Below are 20,554 nucleotides of genomic sequence, written 5' to 3' on the forward strand. Positions count from 1 at the left end.
TTTGAAGGGTGGTTATGATTTTTTTTAAGAGAGTGAAAGTCTTAGTTTATTTTAAAAGAAGAGCTAAAAAACATTTTAAAATTGAAACCGTCAAAAAAGATGGCTGAAAACGATAAAAAAACATCAAAATACTATTGTCATTTTACTTATTTTTGCGTATAGTTAATTGAAAGTGAGAATCATTATCAATTAGATAGTTAGGAATATGCTTGTGAAAAAATTAGGAATCTTTTTACTTGTCATTTTATTTTTTCTTTCCATTTTTAGTGGTGTAGGAGAGATGAGTTTGACAGGTTTACTACAAGGGACAAAAAGTCAGTGGCTTCTAATGGAAGAAACAAGATTACCCCGTAGTGTAAGTATAATATTGGCGGGAAGCATGTTAAGTATCTGTGGTTTAGTCATGCAAAAAGTACTACAAAATCGTTTTGTTTCGACTAGTTCGATTGGTATGATGGATTCTGCTCGTTTAGGAATCTTGTTAGTAATGTTATTTATGCCTAATAGTAGTATTTGGCAACGCTCTTTGGTCGCTTTTATTTTTAGCTATGCTGGTGTTTTAGCCTTTCTCTTTTTAACACGGTTACTGCCAAAAAATAACCCTTTAATCGTCCCTTTAACCGGTATGATGTTTGGCAATATTATTGGGGCAGTCGCCAATTTTTTTGGTTATCAATTTCAGTTAGTACAAAATATGTCTTCTTGGTTGCAAGGTAATTTTGCAACGGTTATGAAAGAAGATTATCGCTTAATTTATTTAACCATTCCGGTATTTATGATTATTTTTTTACTATTGCAACAAATTATGGTGTTGAGTTTAGGTGATGATTTAGCGCAAAATTTGGGCGTGAATGTCAAAGGAATGCAGTTTGTCATTTTAGGTTTAGTCGCACTAGGTTCAAGTGTGGTATTAATCATGGTGGGAAGTGTACCATTTCTAGGAATTGTTGTCCCCAATCTGGTAACCTGGTATTTTGGTGATCATTTGAATCATTCTTTGGCATTTGCTGGTATTTGGGGTGCAAACTTTTTATTGATTTGTGATTTACTTGCCCGCAACCTCATTAGGCCCTATGAATTACCTGTAAGCGTAGTGGTGGGTGTTATTGGCGGTATTATCTTTTTGCTGCTAATTGTGAGGAGGCGCAATTTTACATGAAAAAAGATAGTCGCAAATTTTTATCATTGGCGTTATGTGCGGGTTTATTTTTAGTCCTCTATCTTAGTTATGGTACTTATGGAAATTGGTCTTTTGCCTTTTCTTTGCGGGGCAAAAAAATCGTCGCTTTTATTTTAGTCGCTATTTTGACGACAGTTAGCACGATTAGTTTTCAAACGCTAACGCAAAATAAGTTTTTAACCCCTGGAATTTTAGGAATTGATCAGCTATACGTGACAGTGCAAACGCTTTTGTTTTTTCTTGTTGGTGGTGTAGGCGTCTTAGCAGAAAAGTCTATCGCTTTGTTTTTATTAAATATTGCTTTAATGGCAGGGCTTAGCGTACTTTTTATCACCTTCTTTTTAGGTAAATCTGGTAAAGATTTATTTACCCTTTTAATGGTGGGAATGATTGCTTCTAGTTTATTTGGTAGCATCAGTACTTTTTTACAAGTTCTAATGGATCCAAATGAATATGATTTATTACAAGGTAGGCTTTTTGCCAGTTTCAGCAATGTTTTAGGCAATCATTTATTAATTAGTGCCGGTTTACTTTTGTTGATTGTTAGTTTTTTCTGGTACTTTTCGCCGGAATTAGATGCGTTAAGATTAGGGGTTGATTTGGCTATTAATCTTGGCATTTCAGTAGCGCGATTGCAAAAGATAATGCTATTTCTAATCGCTGCTGCAATCGGAGTTGCAACTGCTTTAGTAGGGCCAACTATCTTTTTAGGTTTTATTATTGCAACTATCAGCTATGAAGTTTTTCCTAAAGCAAATCATCGGCAACTTTTTGTGGGTGCGAGTCTAATTGCAATTATTTTTTTAATTGGCGGACAATTTTTATTAGAACAAGTATTTGGCTTGAACACCACAATTAGTATTTTAATTCAATTTATCGGTGGCCTATTTTTTATTGCCAAATTAGTTATAGAAAGGAAAAAGGCATGATCGAGCTAAAAGAAGTAAGTAAAAAGTATCAACAAAAAATCGTATTAGATAAAATTGAATTGCAGTTACCTAAAGGCGAATTGATTGCATTTATTGGTCCCAATGGTGCTGGTAAGAGTACGTTATTGAGTATCATGAGTCGTCTACAACAAGATTTTGCTGGTGAACTTTTTATTGATAATGGCGAAATTCGCACTTGGCGCTCCAAAGAATTGGCTAAGCGTTTAGCCATTTTGAAACAGAATAATCAAGTGCAAGCCCGTCTAACGGTAGCTGAATTAGTCGCTTTTGGGCGTTTTCCTTATACACGAGGAAAATTAAATGAAACAGACCAACAAATCATCTCAGATGCATTAAAAGCAATGGCGCTAAGTGATTTAGCTGAAAATGAATTGCAAAATTTATCTGGCGGACAATTACAACGCGCCTATATTGCGATGATTTTAGCGCAAGATACTGAATATATATTGTTAGATGAACCCTTAAATAATTTGGATATGAATCATGCCAATCAGATGATGCGTTTATTAAAAAAATTAGTCAAAGAAACTGGGAAAACGATTTTCTTAGTAATTCACGATATTAATTTTGCAGCGGCTTTTGCCGATACTATCGTGGCGATGAAAGATGGAGCCATCTTCAAAAAAGGACCGGTGGAAGAAGTCATCACATCAGCGGTTTTGGGCGAGCTTTATGAGATGGACGTACGCGTTTGTGAGTTAATGGGCAAACGGGTTTGTATGTATTTTGATACAGATACTAGCGTTTAGACGCTTATCAATAATTTTTTAGGAGGATATGATGAAAAAAACAGTTTTTATGCTAACAGCAGTAGCGCTAATGATTTTAGCGGGTTGTAGTAATAGTGCCGCTAAAACAGATGAATCAAAAGATAGCCAAGCGCAAACAAAAAGTGAGGTAACCATTCAAGATGCTAACGGGGAAATAACGGTACCAAAAGCACCGGAAAAAGTAGTGGTTTTTGATAATAGTGCCTTAGATACAATGAACGTTTTAGGTGTAGGCGATAAAGTAGTCGGAGCGGCTACGAATAATTTACCTGACTTTTTAAAAGCTTATCAAAAGGTGGAGTCAGCCGGGGGAATTAAAGAGCCTGATTTAGAAAAAATTAATGCGCTGAAACCAGATTTGATTATTATTTCTGGACGTCAACGGGATTTTCAAGAAGATTTGGCGAAAATTGCGCCAACGGTTTTCTTTTCTACGGATAACAAAGACACTTGGAAATCAATTCAAAACCAAGTCAATGCCATTGCTAAAATTTTTGGCAAAGAAGATAAAGCCAAAAAGGAAATTGCAGCTTTACAAGAACAGATTGAAGCCACTAAGAAAAAAGCGGCTGATAGTGGTACGGCATTAGTGTTATTAGCCAATGAAGGTAGTATTTCAGCTTATGGCAAAGGATCACGTTTTAGTATTGTTCACGATACTTTTGGTTTTAAAGAAGCCGACGACACAATTAAAGCTTCTACCCACGGCCAAAATGTTTCTTATGAATACGTGTTAGAAAAAAATCCAGCCATCATTTTTGTCGTGGATCGCACTAAAGCAATTGGTGGCGATGACAGCCAAAATAATGTGGCGGATAATGCGTTAGTGAAACAAACCACTGCTGGTAAAAATCAAAAAGTGATTTCTTTAGACCCTAGCGTTTGGTATTTAGCCGGTTCAGGGCTGGAATCAGTTAAAATTATGATTGAAGATGTTAATCAAGCTTTTTAAAAAATAAAAATCATTTTTATTATTCTAAAGCCCCGTAACAGTTTACTTTTAAGTGAATTGTTACGGGGCTTTTTTGTCAGATAGAAGATTGTGTAATCTTCAATTGAAGTGTGAGGATCAAGATTTCGATGAATATTTGAAAATTAAGCTGTCTGTTTAACTTTTTTTGGCACAATAGTTATGTAAATCAGATAGTTGTTTCGTGATTATTGCTATAATGAAATTTTTGTATTATACTTTATGATACAAAGAGGTGGGAGTATGTTATTAGAGATTAATACACGTTCTGAAATTCCTATTTATCAGCAATTAAGTGAACAGATTATTATGGGAATTGCGACGGGGGAATTAGCAATTGGAGAAAGCTTACCGACAGTCCGACAATTAGCGGATGAATTAGGGGTCAATACGATGACGATTTCAAAATCATACAATCAATTAAAAGAAGCGGGTTATTTAATTACTGATCGTAGAAAAGGTTCCATCGTTACAACCCCAGACGCATATGAAGAAATAGATAAAAATGATTTAAAAAAACGATTGGCACAATTATTAGCCGAAGCGAAAATTCATCAATTCAAAGAAGCGGAATTAACTGCTTTTATTGATAAAACTTGGTCTGGTTTTGCAGAATTTAAAAAGGATGAAACTTCGTAAGTAAGCCAATGATAGAGGAAGAAGGAATAAAAATGCTCGTAGTAATTTTAGTTGGAGTTCTGATTTTTTGTAACGTTATCATGGCCTTTTCATTGGGACTGGCCGCTACACCACATAAAAATGTTGTTTTAGAAAATACATTACCTAGTGAAGCTTTACTTCATCCTGAGGTAAAAGCTTTAACTAAAAAGTATCGTCTGAGCTTATGGAAAATTGCACTTGTTTTTAGTCTTTTGAATTTTACGATGTTTTTTGTGCACTATGAGTCCATTTTAATGACTTTGTTTTGGCTGCTCCTCCTTATTCCAATGGGAGCTTGTTATGGAACAGAGCTATTTTATATTCGTCAAATGGCTCAGTTAAAAGTAGATAAAGGCTGGTTGTTACCTGTCACACCTGTGTTAGTGGATACAAAATTGACCCTCACCAAAAATAAGAAAATGTTACATTTTGGTTATCTAATTCCTGCTTTACTTTTATCGCTTGTTTTAACTTTCATTATGTTAAATAGTCAAAATGATGGAGCAGTAATTTTATCGCTATCATTAGTAGTTGGCTGGTTGATTGCTTTTGCATGTTGGTATGGTGTGAAACGATTACCAGTAGCCGCACCAACAAACGTGGAAAAATTGAATCGTCAATATAATGATTTAACGAAGCATGATTGGTCAGTAGTGGCCGTAGGAACTGCCTATGCTATTTTATTTGCTTTAGCCTTGCCATTTTTTGCCAGTCAATTAAGTGGAATTTGGGCGCAAGTTACGATTTGGTTTTTGCTGATTGTCGTTGTTGGCTTTAGTCTTTTTACAGTCTGGTATTTAATTCGCTTGCGTAAAAAACAAGACGCCCTTTTAAATCAAGTAACCGATTATCGCTATCAAGGTGAAGATCAATATTGGCGTTTTGGAGTTTATATTAATCCAAGTGATCACCGCTTGATGCTGCCAGATCGCATTGGTTTAAATATGACAATGAATTTAGGCCGTCCAATCGGTAAAGTTATTATGGGAGCAATCGGCTTATTAGTAGTAGGGGTGCTATTTGCCACCTTAATTCCAGTCTATATGATGGATTTTAATAAAGAACCCTTTTCAGCTGAACTAAAGAATGAAGAATTGATTTTGAAGGCTCCTTTTGCTACTACTAGTGAAATTAAACTAGACGATATTGCGCAAGTTGCATTGGTCAACAAGCTTAAAAAGCCAGTGGAACGTACCAATGGTTATGGGGGAGAAAATTATAGTACCGGATATTATATGGTCGCTAATAAAAAAGCGACACTTTACTTGGATAATCGCGTCCAGCCATTTTTAAAGATAACTACTAAAAAACGTGATTACTATTTTACTTTTAAAGAAGAAGAAAAAACCAAACAGCTCTATCAAGATTTAACCCAACAATTGCCATAATAGCACCATGAAGCGCAGGCCAGTATTGGTTTGCGTTTTTTATTTGGATTTTTTGAAATAACTGTAAAAATAGTTTCATCTTTTTTGAAAAGGAATACATCTATGCATTTTTTTGAATTTAATTTCTAGACAGTGGCTAAAAATTGTCTAAAAAGAAAAGGAATACAGTTGCTTATTTTTGCACAATCAATTGTTCCGGTCTATCCTTTATTTAGAAAGAAAAAACTGTTGGAAAGTTTTAGTGAAAGGAAGTGATCAAGATGAAAAAAGGATTCATTCGTTTTGGCATCGGCGTTGCCGTTTTATCACTTGGTATTGCCTATGTAGCAAAGAAAACTGGCTTTTTTGAAGACGATAGTCATTTATATGATGAATTTGAAGCATAACAATTGGCTTAGATCCAATTGCCGTGTTCCTAATTGGAGGGAATTACAATGAGAAAAAAGAAAGCGATTATGATTGGAGCTGGCTTAGCCAATATGGCCGCTGCCGTTTATTTGATTCAAGAAGGAAAATGGTCTGGCGATAAAATTACCTTCTATTCTTTAGATGACCATGGTTCAAATGATGGTTCACCGTTAAAAGATGCAACAGATGACTATTGGAATGAAAATCATCCCTTAGAAAATCAAAAAGGTTATATTGCTCGGGGGGGACGGATGCTAAATTACCGCACATATGTTGATTTAATGGATTTGTTAGAAAGAGTCCCCTCTGCCACAGAAGCAAATATGACAGCCGCAGAAGATACAAGAGATTTTGACGCAAAGCATCGTACTTTTGATAAGGCGCGCCTTTTGCAAGGGGGCAAAGGAATTGTGGATGGCGGTCATTTAGGTTTTAGCAACAAAAATCGTCTCTTATTGACCAAACTAATCGCACTACCTGATTCTGAAGAAGAAAAACTTGATAATGTGACAATTGCTGACTATTTTAAAGATGATCCTGGTTTTTTTGAAACAAACTTTTGGTATATGTGGGAAACAACCTTTGCATTTCGGACGAAAAGTTCAGCGCAAGAACTACGGCGCTATATGCACGAAATGATTTATGAATTTACCCAAATTGAACATCTAGTTGGGGTAAATAGAACCCGTTATAATCAATATGAAAGCATCATGTTACCTTTAATTAATTATTTAAAAGAACAAGGCGTTAACATTATTTTAGATCGACTCGTAACTAATTGGGAGTTTAAAGAAACACCAATGCAAGATGAAATTACTGTTACAGGTTTATCTATGACCAATACAAAAACAAACGAAGAAGAATTTGTCCCAGTCGATGAAGATACGGCAGTTATCTTTACCAATGGTTCTATAACAGATGCGGCTAGCTTAGGGGATTATAATACACCGGCACCGGAAAATATGGATTATGGGGCAGCAGCTAGTTTGTGGAAAAAAGCCGCCGAAAGATTTTATAATCTAGGCAATCCTGATAAGTTCTTTGCAGATCGTGATGCCAGTGAGTGGGTAAGCTTTACTTTAACAACTAAAGATCATTTGTTACTAAATGAGATTACACGGATTACCACGCAAGAACCAGGCAATGCCTTAAATTCGTTCTTGTCTACGACACCGATTACGCCTTTGAATCAAGTTGATGTTAATATGTCGATTGTTGTTCATCACCAACCCCACTTTACGAGTCAAAAACCAAATGAAACGGTCATTTGGGGTTACTTCTTGTATCCACGCCGTAAAGGAGAGTTCGTTGATAAACAATACATTAAGATGACAGGTAAAGAGATGGCCCAAGAATTAATTGGTCAACTATCAAAAGTAGATCCTGGTCCGGTAAATATAAAAGAACATGAAGCTGAGATTTTAGATAGTATTATTAACAACATCCCAGTCTATATGCCTTATGCCTCTGCTTTATTTAATAATCGTGCAAAATCAGATCGGCCAAAAGTTATCCCTAAACACAGTACGAATCTAGCTTTTACCGGCGAATTTGTCGAACAACCGTATCAAATGGTCTTTACTGAACAAAGTGCAGTTCGTTCTGGTGAAATTGCTGCCTTCCATTTTGCAGGAATTCCGATGAGTCGGTTGGTTAAAACACCGCGTTATGATAAAGATTTACCAACCTTAATGCGAGCTGCTAAAAAAATGTTTGCTTAAAATTTATTTTTGGTTGAAATGAAAAATCGTTTTATAAATTTAGTCAAAAAGGGAATTTGAGTCTATTGAGAGGCTCAAATTCTTTTTTTATAGGAAAGACTGATGGATAAAGGGGATTTTCTGAGCGAATTGGTAAACTAGTTAGCTTTTTAGGGCGTAGTAATTGATTTCCAAATTATAAATCCGTCAGTTTATCTTTAATTATTGAAATTTTCAAAAAATTCATGACAAATTTAAAAAATTGTTGTACCATAGCAAAAAGCACTGTCAGTAATAAAAAGGAGTGAAGTTACATGGAAATAAATTGGGCCGAACTAGGTTTTGATTATATGAAATTGCCTTATCGTTTTATTGCTCATTTTAAAAACGGAGCTTGGGATAGTGGACAATTGACAGAAGATGAGTTTTTGCACATTCACGAAGGATCCACCGCCTTACATTATGGTCAGCAATGTTTTGAGGGCTTAAAAGCTTATGGACGAAAAGATGGTAAGATTAATTTATTTCGACCTGATCAAAATAGTGCCCGCTTAAATCGTAGTGCGCGGCGCTTATTGATGCCAGAGGTTCCAGAGGAGTTATTTTTAACAGCAATTAAACAAGTCGTTTTAGCCAATCGCGAATTTGTGCCGCCTTACGGTACTGGGGCAACGCTATATCTTCGCCCTTTATTAATTGGAGTTGGACCAAATATTGGCGTTCATGCTGCTCCTGAGTATATTTTTACTGTCTTTTGTATGCCAGTAGGTGCTTATTTTAAAGGTGGCTTAACGCCGACTAATTTTATTGTTTCTGATTATGATCGTGCGGCACCAAAAGGAACCGGGGCTGCTAAAGTTGGGGGAAATTATGCGGCGAGTCTTTTACCTGGAGAAGAAGCAAAAGCCCGTAATTTTTCTGATTGTATCTACCTTGACCCAGAAACACATACTAAAATTGAAGAAGTCGGTTCCGCTAACTTCTTTGGTATCACACAAGATGAGCAATTTGTGACGCCTAAATCACCATCAATTTTGCCAAGTATCACCAAATACTCCTTACTCTTTTTAGCAAAAGAACGCCTTGGGCTAGAAACACTAGAAGAAGATGTGCCAATCGATAATCTAGCACGTTTTAAAGAAGCGGGGGCTTGTGGTACGGCAGCGGTTATTTCTCCTATCGGTGGTATTCAATACGAAGATAAATTTCATGTTTTTTATTCTGAGAGTGAAGTCGGACCGGTAACACAAAAATTATATGATGAGTTAACGGGAATTCAATTTGGCGACAAACCAGCTCCAACGGGTTGGATTATCACTGTGGATTAAATAAATAAAACAAGAGGTGCGACCAAAATCAGGTCGTGCCTCTTGTTTTTTAGAATAACTGATGTTAAAGCAGTAACTTCTTAAATGAGACGAAATATCATAAAAATTTGAGTCATGACTTTCTTAAAATTTCTTTCTATTGTTGAAGTTGACCACTTTGACCACGGTTTTAGTTAGGACATTTTATTGTGCTAACAAATCAACTAATGTTGGCATGTCATGAATTTCATAACGTTCTTTATAAGCGCTAATTTGGTCTGCACTAAAAGTATTAGGATCTAAGACCATTGATTCCACAGGTAGTGGGCGATCGTTGGCGATTTTCACTTCGATGACAACTGGACGATCACTATCTTTTGCTGCATCAAATGCTGGGGCTAATTGATCGTAATCTGTGACAGTAAATCCTTTTGCACCCATTGCTTCAGCGGCTTTACCAAAGTCTACATCATATAAATCGACCCCAAAAAGCGCTTTGTTGGTTTCTTCTTGTTCTGCTTCAATAAAACCAAGGGAGTCATTAGTTAAGATAACGTTGATGATTGGCAATTTGTATTTAACTTGGGTAATGATATCTTGCATATTCATCGCAAAACCACCGTCACCATTAATGGTGAAGACTTGGCGATTTGGATAACTCAATTGAGCACCAATCGCACCTGGAACAGCATAGCCCATAGTTGCAAACCAACCAGAAGTGGTAAATTGTTGTTTACCATTCATTTCTAAGTGACGGACAGAATGAGTAGTCACGTTACCAACATCAACGACAAAAATTGCGTCATCTTCAGCAATTCGGTTGATTTCTTTATAAACTGGTTCAGGGCGCATTGGTTTGCGTTTATCATCGTAAAAACTATGGCGCCAGTTATGCCAGTTTTTAATATTTGTTTGGTTTGCTTCATACCACTTATCTGCTGTGCGAGCTTCACCAAGTTCTGTTAGGCGTTGTAAAGTTAAAATACCATCACCTAAAATCGCCACATCAACATCATGACGACGACCAAATTTTGAACCATCAATATCGACTTGAATAAATTTGGCATCTTTGTTAAAGAACGCACCGCCAAATGGGAAGTTACTCCCAACGGAAATAATCAAATCAGCGTTAGCTAATGCTTCATTAGCAGGTTTTGTTGCGACGCGGGCAGCAGAACCTAAATAGTTTTCATAATCATCGTTGATAATTCCTTTGGCTAATACAGCAGCTGCAACTGGCATACTAAAGTGTTCAGCAAAAGCTTTAACAGCATCTGCGCCACCTCGTACCCCTTGGCCGATATACAAGACTGGTTGTTTTGCTGCTTGTATTAAAGGCAAGGCTGCTTTTAATTGTGCTTCATTTGGTTGAATGGTAGTGGTTTGATAGGTTGCAGCAGTTGAAACAAATGTATCTTCAATTTCTTCGAAGCCATAATCAACAGGAATCGTAACCACTGCTACACCGCTATGACGGTAGGCAGCTTTGATTGCTTCATCCACCACAAAAGGTAAACTTTGCGCGTTCATGACTGTTCGATTGTAGACACTTACGTCAGCGAAAAGTGGATTTTCATTTAATTCTTGGAAAGCGTTCGTATTCATTGCACTAGAGGCAACTTGCCCCAATAAAGCTAAAACAGGTACATTATCCATTTGAGCATCATACAGACCATTGATTAAATGAGTAGCCCCAGGACCTGCTGAACCAAAAACAGCACCAATTTTACCAGTTACTTTAGCATCTGCTGCTGCAGCTAAAGAACCAGTTTCTTCATGACGGACTTGAATGTACTTGATGTGATCTTGTTCGTCGAATAAAGCATCCATTGTAGAGTTGAAGGAACCACCAGGTAAACCATATAGATGATCAATTCCCCAATCTTCCATGACTTTTAACATTGCGACACCGGCATTGATTTTTGTCATTTTAAACACTTCTTTCTTATTTTATCGAGCAAACTAAAAAATGTACTCGTTTTATTGACCTAAATTTATGTTACCGCCAATTCAAAAAAAATACCAATATTCTTACTCAAAGTAAGCGTAAAGGAAAGCTACTCTTTTACTTAATTACTGCTAGCGGGAATAAAAGGAGCAATTAAATTTGCAAAGGCTTCAATATTACGACTTTGGATGATAATTTTGCCTTGTCCTGAAAAGTGATTGACCACGCCTTCACCGGTTTTAAAACCAAAAGTACCAGAAGCAAATTCAATATGGTAATCAAGGGACTTACTCCAAGCTAAGACGTGTTCGTTATCGACTACAAAATCTTGGCTGCCATCCATAGTAATTTCAACTAAATCGCCATAACCATTGATTAACATTAACCCTTCTCCTGAAGTTTCCATTACAAATAAACCACCAGTCCCTCCTAATAGCGCGCCTTCTAGTTTTTGTCGTTGCATTGTATAAGAAACGCTACTTTCACTAGCCAAAAAAGCACCAGTATTTAGTCGCCATTGGGTAGGGCCAATGGGTAGCTCACGAATAGTACCAGGTGTTGAAGGGGCAATTGTAACTTTGGCATTTGGTTCATCCCCGTGTACTTTAGTAATAAAGAAACTTTCACCGCTTGATAAAGAACGGCCCAATGCCCGGACCATTCCACCCAGTCCTTTTTTACCGTTACTATTCATGTGGCCTTCCAATGTAACTAAACCGTTGTGATAAACCATCGAGCCGGGTTCAATCTGAATTTCTTCTTCTTTATCTAGGGTAATGTCAACTAAAGGGAAAACTGAAGTGGAGCTTAAGTTGTATTTCATATGCTAACCTTCTTTCCTTTTGATACTTTTATTATAGGACAAAGCGGGTTTTTGACAAAAAGTTAACTTCTGACTAAAAAGAGGGTTATTGATGGTGGTTTAATTTTTGAAATGATAAACTTAATTAAAGTGAAGGTCTGATGGGGAAATTACATTGTTGAGTTTAGATAGAAATAGGTGACGTGGATGTTAGTGATTATCGGAATAATTGTAGTGGTATTAGGAATTAGTTTGCTTTTTTATTTCTATTATTTGAGACGTTGGGCACGTTTTTTTGTTGATGCGATAGTCGAAAGAGATAATGATTGGTATTTAACTAAAGGACGAAGCACGTTAAACCCTAATCTGAAAAAAGAAGAGCCAACAGATGAACTTTACAATTTTTGGTTAACGGAATATGAATGGGGAGCGACTAGTTTTGATCAGCAAAAACTAGTAGCTTCGACTTTTTTACAAGATAGCAATCGGTGGGTAGTCTGTGTTCACGGTTACCGTAGCACGGGTTTTGATGAAATGGCGCAGACGGCTAAAACATATTTTGAAGCCGGTTATAATGTCTTGGTGCCAGATCTTAGAGGGCATGGACGCAGTAGTGGTAAAGTGATCGGTCTTGGCTGGTTAGACCGCTTGGATTTGATTACATGGATAAACCTAATTACAGATAATAACCCTCAAGCTGAGATTATTCTGCATGGCGAAGGGATGGGAGCAGCGGCGGTCTTAATGACTAGCGGAGAAAAACTACCAAATCAAGTGAAGTTATTAATTGCTGATAGTAGTTATACTTCAGTTTACAGTGTCTTTAAATATCAATTACACCGCTTTACCAAATATCCGGTTAATCGTTTTATGGGCTTGGCAAACAGCTATGCTAAAAAACGCATTGGTTATTCATTACTTGAGGCTTCTGTGACGCGGCAGTTAGGAAGTAATCATTTACCCGTCTTATTTTTACATGGAGAGGCAGATCAATTTATTCCTGTCAGTGAAACTGATACTTTAATGGAAGCTACAGCCGGTGTAAAAGAGCGACACATTTTTACGAATTGTGACCATTTAAAAGCTAAAGAAGAGCAACCAGTAGCATATTGGCAGATAATTTGGTCCTTTATTCATAAAAATTTAGGTTAATTTGGCTTAGATTAATCGTATTTTAGTTAAAAGGATAATTATTTGTCTAATACTAATACTACTGATAAAATGTAAGTGGTTATGGTTTGGTTTAACGAATCAATTAAAGTTATGATTCACAAAAAAGGAGGCAGACAGATGGAAGGTAATAAAATCGGAAACAAAGCTGTGACAGAAGAAATGTTAATTGCCGATGGCTATCGTAAGTATTCTGGTAAAGATATCGATATTTATTACAACAAAGACATTTGTGCCCATGTGGGAAATTGTGTGCGGGGAAACAGTGCTGTATTTGAAGTAGGGCGCAGACCGTGGATACTAGCAGATAATGCTAGCGCAGATGAAGATGCACGCGTTATTAATACATGTCCAACTGGGGCATTAAAATTTATTCGGAAGGATGTTTAAGATGGAATTTAAAGAAGAAAAAGATCGCTTTGCAGTATACGATGATGGAAAAGAAATTGGTGAAATGACTTGGTCTTCTGCCGACAACATGATGATCATTGATCACACTTTTGTTGATCCGGCTTATCGTGGTCAAAAAATTGCCGAAAATTTGGTTTTACACGGTGTGGAACGCGCGCGTCGCGATAATTTGAAAATTATTCCATTATGCCCGTTTGCTAAAAAGGAATTTGCGGAAAAACCTGAATATGACGATGTATTACGTAAATAATCTATTTAACGATTAACGACTATTAGAAAGTGTTGTGACGTAGTTTGTCACAGCACTTTTTCTATTTTTGATAAGATAAAAAGTAAAGTAATTAACAAAGTATTTTCCCAAGGCTATTCCTTGTGGTAATCTCAGAACAATTATGCTAAAGTAAAATGGACGAATTGTATTTAAGGAGGAAGCGGCGAATGTATAATTTTTTATTGGGCGTAGTGATTGTGCTTTCAATCATTATCATTATCGCTATTATGATGCAGCCGAGCAAACAAAATAGTGCAGCCAGTGCCTTTACCGGCGGTGCCGATCAGTTATTCGGAAAACAAAAAGCCCGTGGTTTTGAAGCTGTTATGCAGCGCACAACAGCAGTTTTAGGTGCTATTTGGTTGATTTTGTTATTTGTATTAGCCTTTTTATCATCAAAATAAACGGATTAATCCGATCATTTTTTGGCTGAAGCTTGTGGCGTGTCTTGCGTCAGGTTTCAGCCTTCTTTTATTTTTATGGTAAAATTGGGCTAATGAGGTGAGAAATCGTGGAAAAAAAACCAACATCATTTTTTACAGCACAAGGAAAAACAGCTGTGTTACTCTTTCATGCCTATTCTGGTAGTCCCAATGACGTGAGAATGTTATCCCGTGCATTAGAAAAAGAAAACTATACCGTTTATGCGCCGCTTTTTTCAGGTCATGGGACAGTAGAACCAAAAGAGATTTTGGCGACTGATTTTAAACAATGGGAAGAAGATGCCGAAAACGCATTTAAATTTTTAGTTCAAAAAGGTTATCAAAAAATCGCTGTTTTCGGTCTTTCAATGGGCGGCATTTTCGCTATGAATTTATTGACAAAAGGCTATCCGCAAATTATTGGTGGTGGCGCTTTTTGTTCGCCTTTATTTAAAACTAAAAACAATGTACCAGAAAACTTCCTATTATATGCAAGCCAGGTTTATGAACGTCAAAAAATTATTGGTGATATAAAGGCAGAAAAATTACGAGAATTAAAACCATTAGTAATAAAGCAATTAGAAAAAATTGAATTGTTTGGTGAAAAAGTGAGTCAAAATTTAGCTGCTGTTAAAGTACCTATTTATTTGGCCCAAGGTGGTTCCGATGAAATGATTGATGCAAAAACGGTATTTAAAACGGCAGCAGCGTTATCCCAAGTTGACGTCACACTCGCTTGGTATGCCAAGAGCGGACATGTCATTACAGTAGATTCCGTTCACCAGCAATTTGAAAAAGATGTGAGCCACTTTTTGAAGAAAGTGGAATGAAAAGAGGTAGAAAATGAAATCAACAATTAAAGAGCAGATCCTTTCTTTTCTTACAACAAGTAATAAGAAGAGTTTTTCTGCTGAAGAAATTGCCGCAGGCTTAGCATTAAATAAAAGTAACGATTTTAAATTACTCGTGCAAACATTAGCGGCAATGGAGCGTGAAGGTGCAATTGTTTTTAATAAAAAAGGGAAAGTAAAATTGCCTCCTCAAAAAGTATTAGTCGAAGGTATTTTTCGCGCCAATGAACGCGGCTTTGGCTTTGTGACGATTGATCCTGAAGAAGACGATGTTTTTATTCCCAAAGAAGCGACTGGTTATGCAATGGATGGTGATACAGTAGCAATTGATATTGTCAAAATTTCCGATCCTTTTTCTGACCGGGGAGCAGAAGGCCAAGTTGTTGCGATAAAAAAACGAGCAGTGACTCAAATTGTTGGGGAGTTTACTTTATTTGATGAAACAGAAATTGCTGAAAGTGATTTATACGGCAGTGTTAAACCAAAAGACAAAAACTTTAACGGCTTAAAAGTCTTAGTTGCCGCAGAAGGAATCAAGCCTGTTGACGGTAGTATCGTTATCGTCGAAATTACCCATTATCCTGAAAAAGGGTATCCTACTAGTATTGAAGGAATTGTAAAACAAGTTATTGGTCATAAAAATGATCCTGGGATGGATATTTTGTCGATAGTGATTAGTCATGGGATTCCGACTCGTTTTCCAGAAGATGTTTTAGCCCAGGCTGATCAAGTTCCTGAGAAAATTAATCCAGCTGATTTTCCCGAACGCAAAGATCGCCGAGATCAGTTAATTGTGACCATTGATGGAGAGGACGCCAAAGATTTAGATGATGCGGTGACTGTCAAAAAATTAGCGAATGGTCATTTTTTCTTAGGCGTTCATATTGCAGACGTATCTTATTATGTCACAGAAGGTAGTCCACTAGACCAAGAAGCTTATGATAGAGGAACCAGTGTTTATTTAACTGATCGCGTGATTCCAATGATTCCCCAGCGCCTATCAAACGGAATTTGTTCTTTGAATCCTCACGTTCCGCGTTTAACCATGAGCTGTGAAATGGAAATTGATCAAACAGGGAAAATTGTGAAACACGAGATTTTTCCAAGTATCATTCAAACAACAGAACGAATGACTTATACTGCGGTAAACGCCATTATTGAAAAAAATGATCCCGAAGTTTCTAAACGTTATGAACAACTAGTGCCAATGTTTTTTGAGATGGCAGAATTGCATAATATTTTAGAACAAAACCGGATTCAAAGAGGCGCAGTGAGCTTTGAAGACCGCGAGGCCAAAGTTGTCGTAGACGAAAACGGCCAACCCCAAGATATTCTTTTGCGCAGTCGGGGTGTGGGGGAGCGTTTAATTGAATCATTTATGTTAGCTGCCAATGAAACTGTGGCGGAACACTATAATAAATTAAATCTGCCATTTATTTATAGAATTCACGAAGATCCAAAAGAAGAAAAGTTACAACGTTTCTTTGATTTCGCTGCCGCTTTAGGGATGGTAGTGAAGCATACAAAAGGGACGATTACACCTAAAGACTTACAAAAAGTGGTAGCTGAAGTGGCAGAGCGCCCAGAAGCAATGGTCGTAAATATGATGTTATTACGTAGTATGCAACAGGCAAAGTATTCTGAACATAATGCCGGGCACTACGGCTTAGCCGCAGATTACTACACGCATTTTACTTCACCGATTAGACGTTATCCGGATTTAATTGTGCATCGCTTAATTAGAAGTTACGCTGAGGATATGAGTAAAAAAACGCAGAGCAAGTGGCAAGATAAATTGCCAGAAATCGCACATCATTCTTCTGATATGGAACGACGTGCTGTTTTGTGTGAACGAGAAGTAGACGCAATGAAAAAAGCGGAATTTATGCAGGCGCATATTGGTGAAGAATTTGACGGTGTCATTAGTTCGATTACGAAATTTGGTATTTTTATTGAGTTGCCAAATACAATTGAAGGTATGATTCACATCAGTAACTTAAAAGATGACTACTTCCATTTTGTCGAACAGCAATTAGCTTTAGTGGGTGAAAGAACCGGTATGACTTTTAAAATTGGTCAAAAAGTGCGGGTTAAAGTAACAAATGCCAACCCGGAAACTAGAGAAATTGATTTTGAATTGGTTTCGGCTGAAGAAGTAACCCAACTGCCTCGTCCACAAACAAGTAGAAGTAACAGAAGCGGTAAAAAAGCTGATAACCGCGCTAACCGAAGAAAGAAAAACGCCCCGAAAAAAGATCGCGCTACAAATAAAAAAGGAAAACTAAAAGTTGATCTGAATAGTGGCAAAAAGAAAAAAGGTAAAAAGCCTTTTTATAAAGGCGCTAAAAAGAAAAAAGCGAAATAGACCTGTTTGAAAATAGAAAAAAACAGGTCACAAATGAAGGAGGTAGCTTCTATGCCAAAAGGTGATGGAAAGTTAATCGCGCAAAATAAAAAAGCCCGTCACGATTATACAATCATTGATACTTTAGAAGCCGGAATTGTGTTACAAGGGACAGAAATTAAATCAATTCGTAACGCTCGGATTAACTTAAAAGATGGTTTTGTCCGCATTCGTAATGGCGAGGCATTTTTATATAATGTTCACATCTCTCCTTATGAACAAGGAAATTTATTTAACCATGATCCGCTAAGAACGCGTAAACTTTTACTGCATCGAAAACAGATTGATCGTTTATATGGTGAGATGAAAAGTGCGGGGATGACCGTGGTACCGTTAAAAGTTTATCTAAAAGACGGTTTTGCTAAAGTTTTAATTGGTCTGGCAAAAGGGAAAAAAGAATATGATAAACGCGAAACATTAAAACGAAAAGATCAAGAAAGACAAATCAGCCGTGTTTTAAAAAATTATTGAAGAAATTTGATTTTAACAGGGGCTATTGCTTTATAAAGTTAGGTCTTTTTGATAGCATTTACTCAGACGGTGTGCAAAATTTCATTTTTTTAGTTAATGATTCGTTTTACTGATTATAGGTATTACACATTTCTATTAGTCATTTTGCTAAAAGTGTCGAATCTTGCTGAAAATCTTTTGAAATTTTCTATCCGTGGTGGTATGATACGCATTGGTTATCATGCCAAAAGCATTGACAGCACTTATTTACCAGCTCTTTTTTAGCTGGAGCATACGTATGAAAAGAGGTGAGAAATATTGAAAGAAAAACCACTCGTTTTCAATATTGGTCCCATCTGGTTTGATGGCACCATCCTTTTGATGACACTTATCACGTGTGTTATTGTTTTTACACTAGTTTTTGTTTGTACCCGTAATTTACAATTGAAACCAAAAGGCAAACAAAACTTTATTGAGTGGGTAATTGATTTCGTTCGCGGTATCTTAGGAGATAACCTCCCAAGTAATGAAGTGAACAACTTCCATTTATTATCATTTGCCTTGTTTCTATTTGTTTTTGTCGCCAATGAGATTGGCCTTGTGACGAAAATCGTTGTCGGTGAAACAACTTTTTGGAAAAGTCCAACCGCGGATCCCTTTGTGACATTGACGTTGGCATTGATGATGATTGCCATGACCCATTTCTTCGGGGTGCAAAAATTTGGTTTAAAAGGGTATTTCAAAGTATCATTCCTACAACCCGTTGCCTTTTTATTACCAATTAAAATCATCGAAGAATTTACCAACATCATTACCCTAGGTTTACGTCTTTACGGGAATATTTTCGCCGGTGAAGTTTTGCTAGGTTTAATTGTCGATATGTTAAATAATGTCGGTTGGCTGACACTTCCTGTGGTTATTCCACTAGAGATGATTTGGATTGGCTTCTCTTTATTTATCGGGGCCATTCAAGCATATGTATTTGTCACCTTATCAATGGTATTTATGGGGCATAAATTGGAAACAGAAGAGTAGATTTAAAGGATTTTATCAACTGGTTTGACGAGAAAATGTAAATTACATTTATCAATCGTCTCAACTTAATTATTTAGGAGGAAAAAAATTATGAACTTTATCGCAGCAGGTATCGCAATCGTCGGGGCAGCTATTGGGGCTGGTTATGGTAACGGGAAAGTTATCTCACAAACGATCGAATCAATGGCACGCCAACCAGAAATGTCTGGTCAATTACGTTCTACAATGTTTATCGGGGTTGCCTTAGTAGAAGCTGTGCCTATTCTTGGTGTGGTTATCGCTTTGTTACTTGTTTTCATGGGCTAAAACCATTGAAAAAGCAGAAACGGATCTTAACTGTTTTTGCTTTTTTGCCATGATATGGCACCCTTAATTAGTAGAAAAGGAGCTTACGCTTATGCTAAATATTGTATTAGCAGAAGTCGGGAATACAACAATCAGCAGTATTGTGGTAGTCTCTGGTTCTTTCTTATTATTGGTTGTACTTTTAAAGCATTTTGCTTGGGGCGCAATTTCAGATATGATGAAAAAACGGGAAGACAAAATTGCCAATGATTTAGATTCAGCTGAACAATCCCGCACTAAAGCAGCTAAGCTTGAACAAGAACGTCAAGCTCAATTGATGTCTTCCAAAAGCGAAGCAGCTGAAATCATTAAAAATGCAAAAGACAGCGGCGAGCTCAGCCGTCAAAATATTTTAAACGAAACCAAAGAAGAAGTATCTCGTTTAAAAGATAAGGCAAAAAGTGATATTTCAATGGAAAGAGACGCTGCTATGACAAGTGTTAAAGGCGACGTAGCGGAACTTTCTTTACAAATTGCTGAAAAGATCTTGAATAAAGAGCTATCGCCAGAAGCCCACGAAGCTTTGATTAATCAATATATTGAAGGATTGGGCAGCAATGAAACTCGATAAATATACAGTAGGCAAACGCTACGGTAAGGCGTTGTTTGAACTGGCGACAGAAGAACGGGTTACCGAGACTGTCTACAACGATTTGCTCAGTTTGAAAGAAGTTTATAAAGCTATTCCAGACCTTGGTAATATGCTAAGTGATGTTCGCTTAGACTTAGGAGCAAAACGTGCTTTAATGGACAAAATCGTTTCCGAATTTGACGGAATTACGAAAAACTTTTTAGAAGTCGTTTTCCGTTACAACCGTATGGATGATTTAGAGTTAATTATCGATGAATACGAACGCCGTTATGATGAAGCCCAAAGCTTAGTGTTGGGTACGGTCACAACTGCTGTGACGTTATCAAATGAGCAAAAAGAACAATTAGAAACAAAAATTGCGGGCTTATTAGGCTATAAAAAAGCTAATTTGGTAGAAAAAGTCGATCCGCGTATTTTAGGCGGTGTCGTAGTTGAAGCCAACCATCAAGTAATTGATGGCAGTGTGAAAAGCCGATTAGAACAACTGCGATCTATGATCGGTAGATAAGTTTAATTAAAG

The 20,554-nt window shown here is 36.9% G+C and carries 22 protein-coding genes; 20 read left to right on the forward strand and 2 right to left on the reverse strand.

The window, feature by feature from the left end; translation table 11 throughout:
• The first annotated feature begins 211 nt into the window (after positions 1-211).
• The 9 genes from RU96_RS11270 to RU96_RS11310 all read left to right on the forward strand — a co-directional run bounded on the left by RU96_RS11270 (position 212) and on the right by RU96_RS11310 (position 9,354).
• Positions 212-1,159: an iron chelate uptake ABC transporter family permease subunit gene (locus RU96_RS11270; protein ID WP_071865612.1), complete on the forward strand. Its 948-nt coding sequence runs from the start codon at positions 212-214 to the stop codon at positions 1,157-1,159.
• A complete protein-coding gene (locus tag RU96_RS11275; protein WP_071865613.1) occupies positions 1,156-2,109 on the forward strand; it encodes an iron chelate uptake ABC transporter family permease subunit in 954 nt (317 codons plus the stop codon). Before RU96_RS11270 ends, RU96_RS11275 begins: the two co-directional genes overlap by 4 nt.
• Entirely contained in the window at positions 2,106-2,879 is a 774-nt protein-coding gene (locus RU96_RS11280; RefSeq protein WP_071865614.1) for an iron ABC transporter ATP-binding protein, read from the forward strand. Before RU96_RS11275 ends, RU96_RS11280 begins: the two co-directional genes overlap by 4 nt.
• Positions 2,880-2,910: 31 nt before the next feature.
• Positions 2,911-3,852 (forward strand): siderophore ABC transporter substrate-binding protein, encoded by a 942-nt coding sequence (locus RU96_RS11285; protein ID WP_071865615.1) that lies wholly within the window; start codon positions 2,911-2,913, stop codon positions 3,850-3,852.
• Positions 3,853-4,113: 261 nt separating this feature from the next.
• The gene (locus RU96_RS11290) at positions 4,114-4,509 is read left to right on the forward strand and encodes a GntR family transcriptional regulator (RefSeq protein ID WP_071865616.1); all 396 of its coding nucleotides are present in this window, start codon (positions 4,114-4,116) and stop codon (positions 4,507-4,509) included.
• Between the two features lie 32 nt (positions 4,510-4,541).
• Complete coding sequence (locus RU96_RS11295) at positions 4,542-5,918, forward strand: PH domain-containing protein (protein WP_071865617.1); 1,377 nt, start codon at positions 4,542-4,544, stop codon at positions 5,916-5,918.
• Between the two features lie 260 nt (positions 5,919-6,178).
• Positions 6,179-6,304 (forward strand): methanol dehydrogenase, encoded by a 126-nt coding sequence (locus RU96_RS11300; protein ID WP_071865618.1) that lies wholly within the window; start codon positions 6,179-6,181, stop codon positions 6,302-6,304.
• A 48-nt stretch (positions 6,305-6,352) separates the two neighbouring features.
• Entirely contained in the window at positions 6,353-8,047 is a 1,695-nt protein-coding gene (locus RU96_RS11305) for an oleate hydratase (RefSeq protein ID WP_071865619.1), read from the forward strand.
• Between the two features lie 293 nt (positions 8,048-8,340).
• Entirely contained in the window at positions 8,341-9,354 is a 1,014-nt protein-coding gene (locus RU96_RS11310; protein ID WP_071865620.1) for a branched-chain amino acid aminotransferase, read from the forward strand.
• 183 nt (positions 9,355-9,537) lie between these two features.
• Here RU96_RS11310 and spxB read toward each other — a convergent pair whose 3' ends face one another.
• Together spxB and RU96_RS11320 are read right to left on the reverse strand one after the other, a co-directional pair.
• Complete coding sequence (gene spxB, locus RU96_RS11315; RefSeq protein WP_071865621.1) at positions 9,538-11,262, reverse strand: pyruvate oxidase; 1,725 nt, start codon at positions 11,260-11,262, stop codon at positions 9,538-9,540.
• A 140-nt stretch (positions 11,263-11,402) separates the two neighbouring features.
• Positions 11,403-12,104 (reverse strand): TIGR00266 family protein, encoded by a 702-nt coding sequence (locus RU96_RS11320; RefSeq protein ID WP_071865622.1) that lies wholly within the window; start codon positions 12,102-12,104, stop codon positions 11,403-11,405.
• Between the two features lie 186 nt (positions 12,105-12,290).
• Between RU96_RS11320 and RU96_RS11325 the strand changes: the two genes are divergently transcribed.
• The 11 genes from RU96_RS11325 to atpH all read left to right on the forward strand — a co-directional run bounded on the left by RU96_RS11325 (position 12,291) and on the right by atpH (position 20,542).
• Entirely contained in the window at positions 12,291-13,235 is a 945-nt protein-coding gene (locus tag RU96_RS11325; RefSeq protein ID WP_071865623.1) for an alpha/beta hydrolase, read from the forward strand.
• A 138-nt stretch (positions 13,236-13,373) separates the two neighbouring features.
• Entirely contained in the window at positions 13,374-13,643 is a 270-nt protein-coding gene (locus RU96_RS11330) for a (4Fe-4S)-binding protein (protein ID WP_071865624.1), read from the forward strand.
• Between the two features lies 1 nt (position 13,644).
• Positions 13,645-13,914: a GNAT family N-acetyltransferase gene (locus RU96_RS11335; RefSeq protein ID WP_071865625.1), complete on the forward strand. Its 270-nt coding sequence runs from the start codon at positions 13,645-13,647 to the stop codon at positions 13,912-13,914.
• A 188-nt stretch (positions 13,915-14,102) separates the two neighbouring features.
• On the forward strand, positions 14,103-14,339 hold the full coding sequence (gene secG, locus RU96_RS11340; protein ID WP_071865626.1) for a preprotein translocase subunit SecG: 237 nt from the start codon (positions 14,103-14,105) through the stop codon (positions 14,337-14,339).
• Positions 14,340-14,446: 107 nt separating this feature from the next.
• On the forward strand, positions 14,447-15,187 hold the full coding sequence (locus RU96_RS11345) for an alpha/beta hydrolase (protein ID WP_071865627.1): 741 nt from the start codon (positions 14,447-14,449) through the stop codon (positions 15,185-15,187).
• Between the two features lie 13 nt (positions 15,188-15,200).
• On the forward strand, positions 15,201-17,573 hold the full coding sequence (gene rnr, locus RU96_RS11350; RefSeq protein ID WP_071865628.1) for a ribonuclease R: 2,373 nt from the start codon (positions 15,201-15,203) through the stop codon (positions 17,571-17,573).
• Between the two features lie 51 nt (positions 17,574-17,624).
• Positions 17,625-18,083 (forward strand): SsrA-binding protein SmpB, encoded by a 459-nt coding sequence (gene smpB, locus RU96_RS11355; RefSeq protein WP_071865629.1) that lies wholly within the window; start codon positions 17,625-17,627, stop codon positions 18,081-18,083.
• 297 nt (positions 18,084-18,380) lie between these two features.
• Complete coding sequence (gene atpB, locus RU96_RS11360; RefSeq protein ID WP_071865630.1) at positions 18,381-19,097, forward strand: F0F1 ATP synthase subunit A; 717 nt, start codon at positions 18,381-18,383, stop codon at positions 19,095-19,097.
• Between the two features lie 90 nt (positions 19,098-19,187).
• Positions 19,188-19,403 (forward strand): ATP synthase F0 subunit C, encoded by a 216-nt coding sequence (gene atpE, locus RU96_RS11365; RefSeq protein ID WP_016171491.1) that lies wholly within the window; start codon positions 19,188-19,190, stop codon positions 19,401-19,403.
• 91 nt (positions 19,404-19,494) lie between these two features.
• Positions 19,495-20,013, forward strand: a complete 519-nt coding sequence (atpF, locus tag RU96_RS11370; RefSeq protein ID WP_071865631.1) for a F0F1 ATP synthase subunit B — start codon at positions 19,495-19,497, stop codon at positions 20,011-20,013.
• Positions 20,000-20,542: an ATP synthase F1 subunit delta gene (atpH, locus tag RU96_RS11375; protein ID WP_071865632.1), complete on the forward strand. Its 543-nt coding sequence runs from the start codon at positions 20,000-20,002 to the stop codon at positions 20,540-20,542. The genes atpF and atpH overlap by 14 nt, the downstream gene beginning before the upstream one ends.
• Positions 20,543-20,554: the final 12 nt, after the last annotated feature.

It is taken from the genome of Enterococcus canintestini, from assembly GCF_001885735.1.
Lineage (GTDB): Bacteria > Bacillota > Bacilli > Lactobacillales > Enterococcaceae > Enterococcus_C > Enterococcus_C canintestini.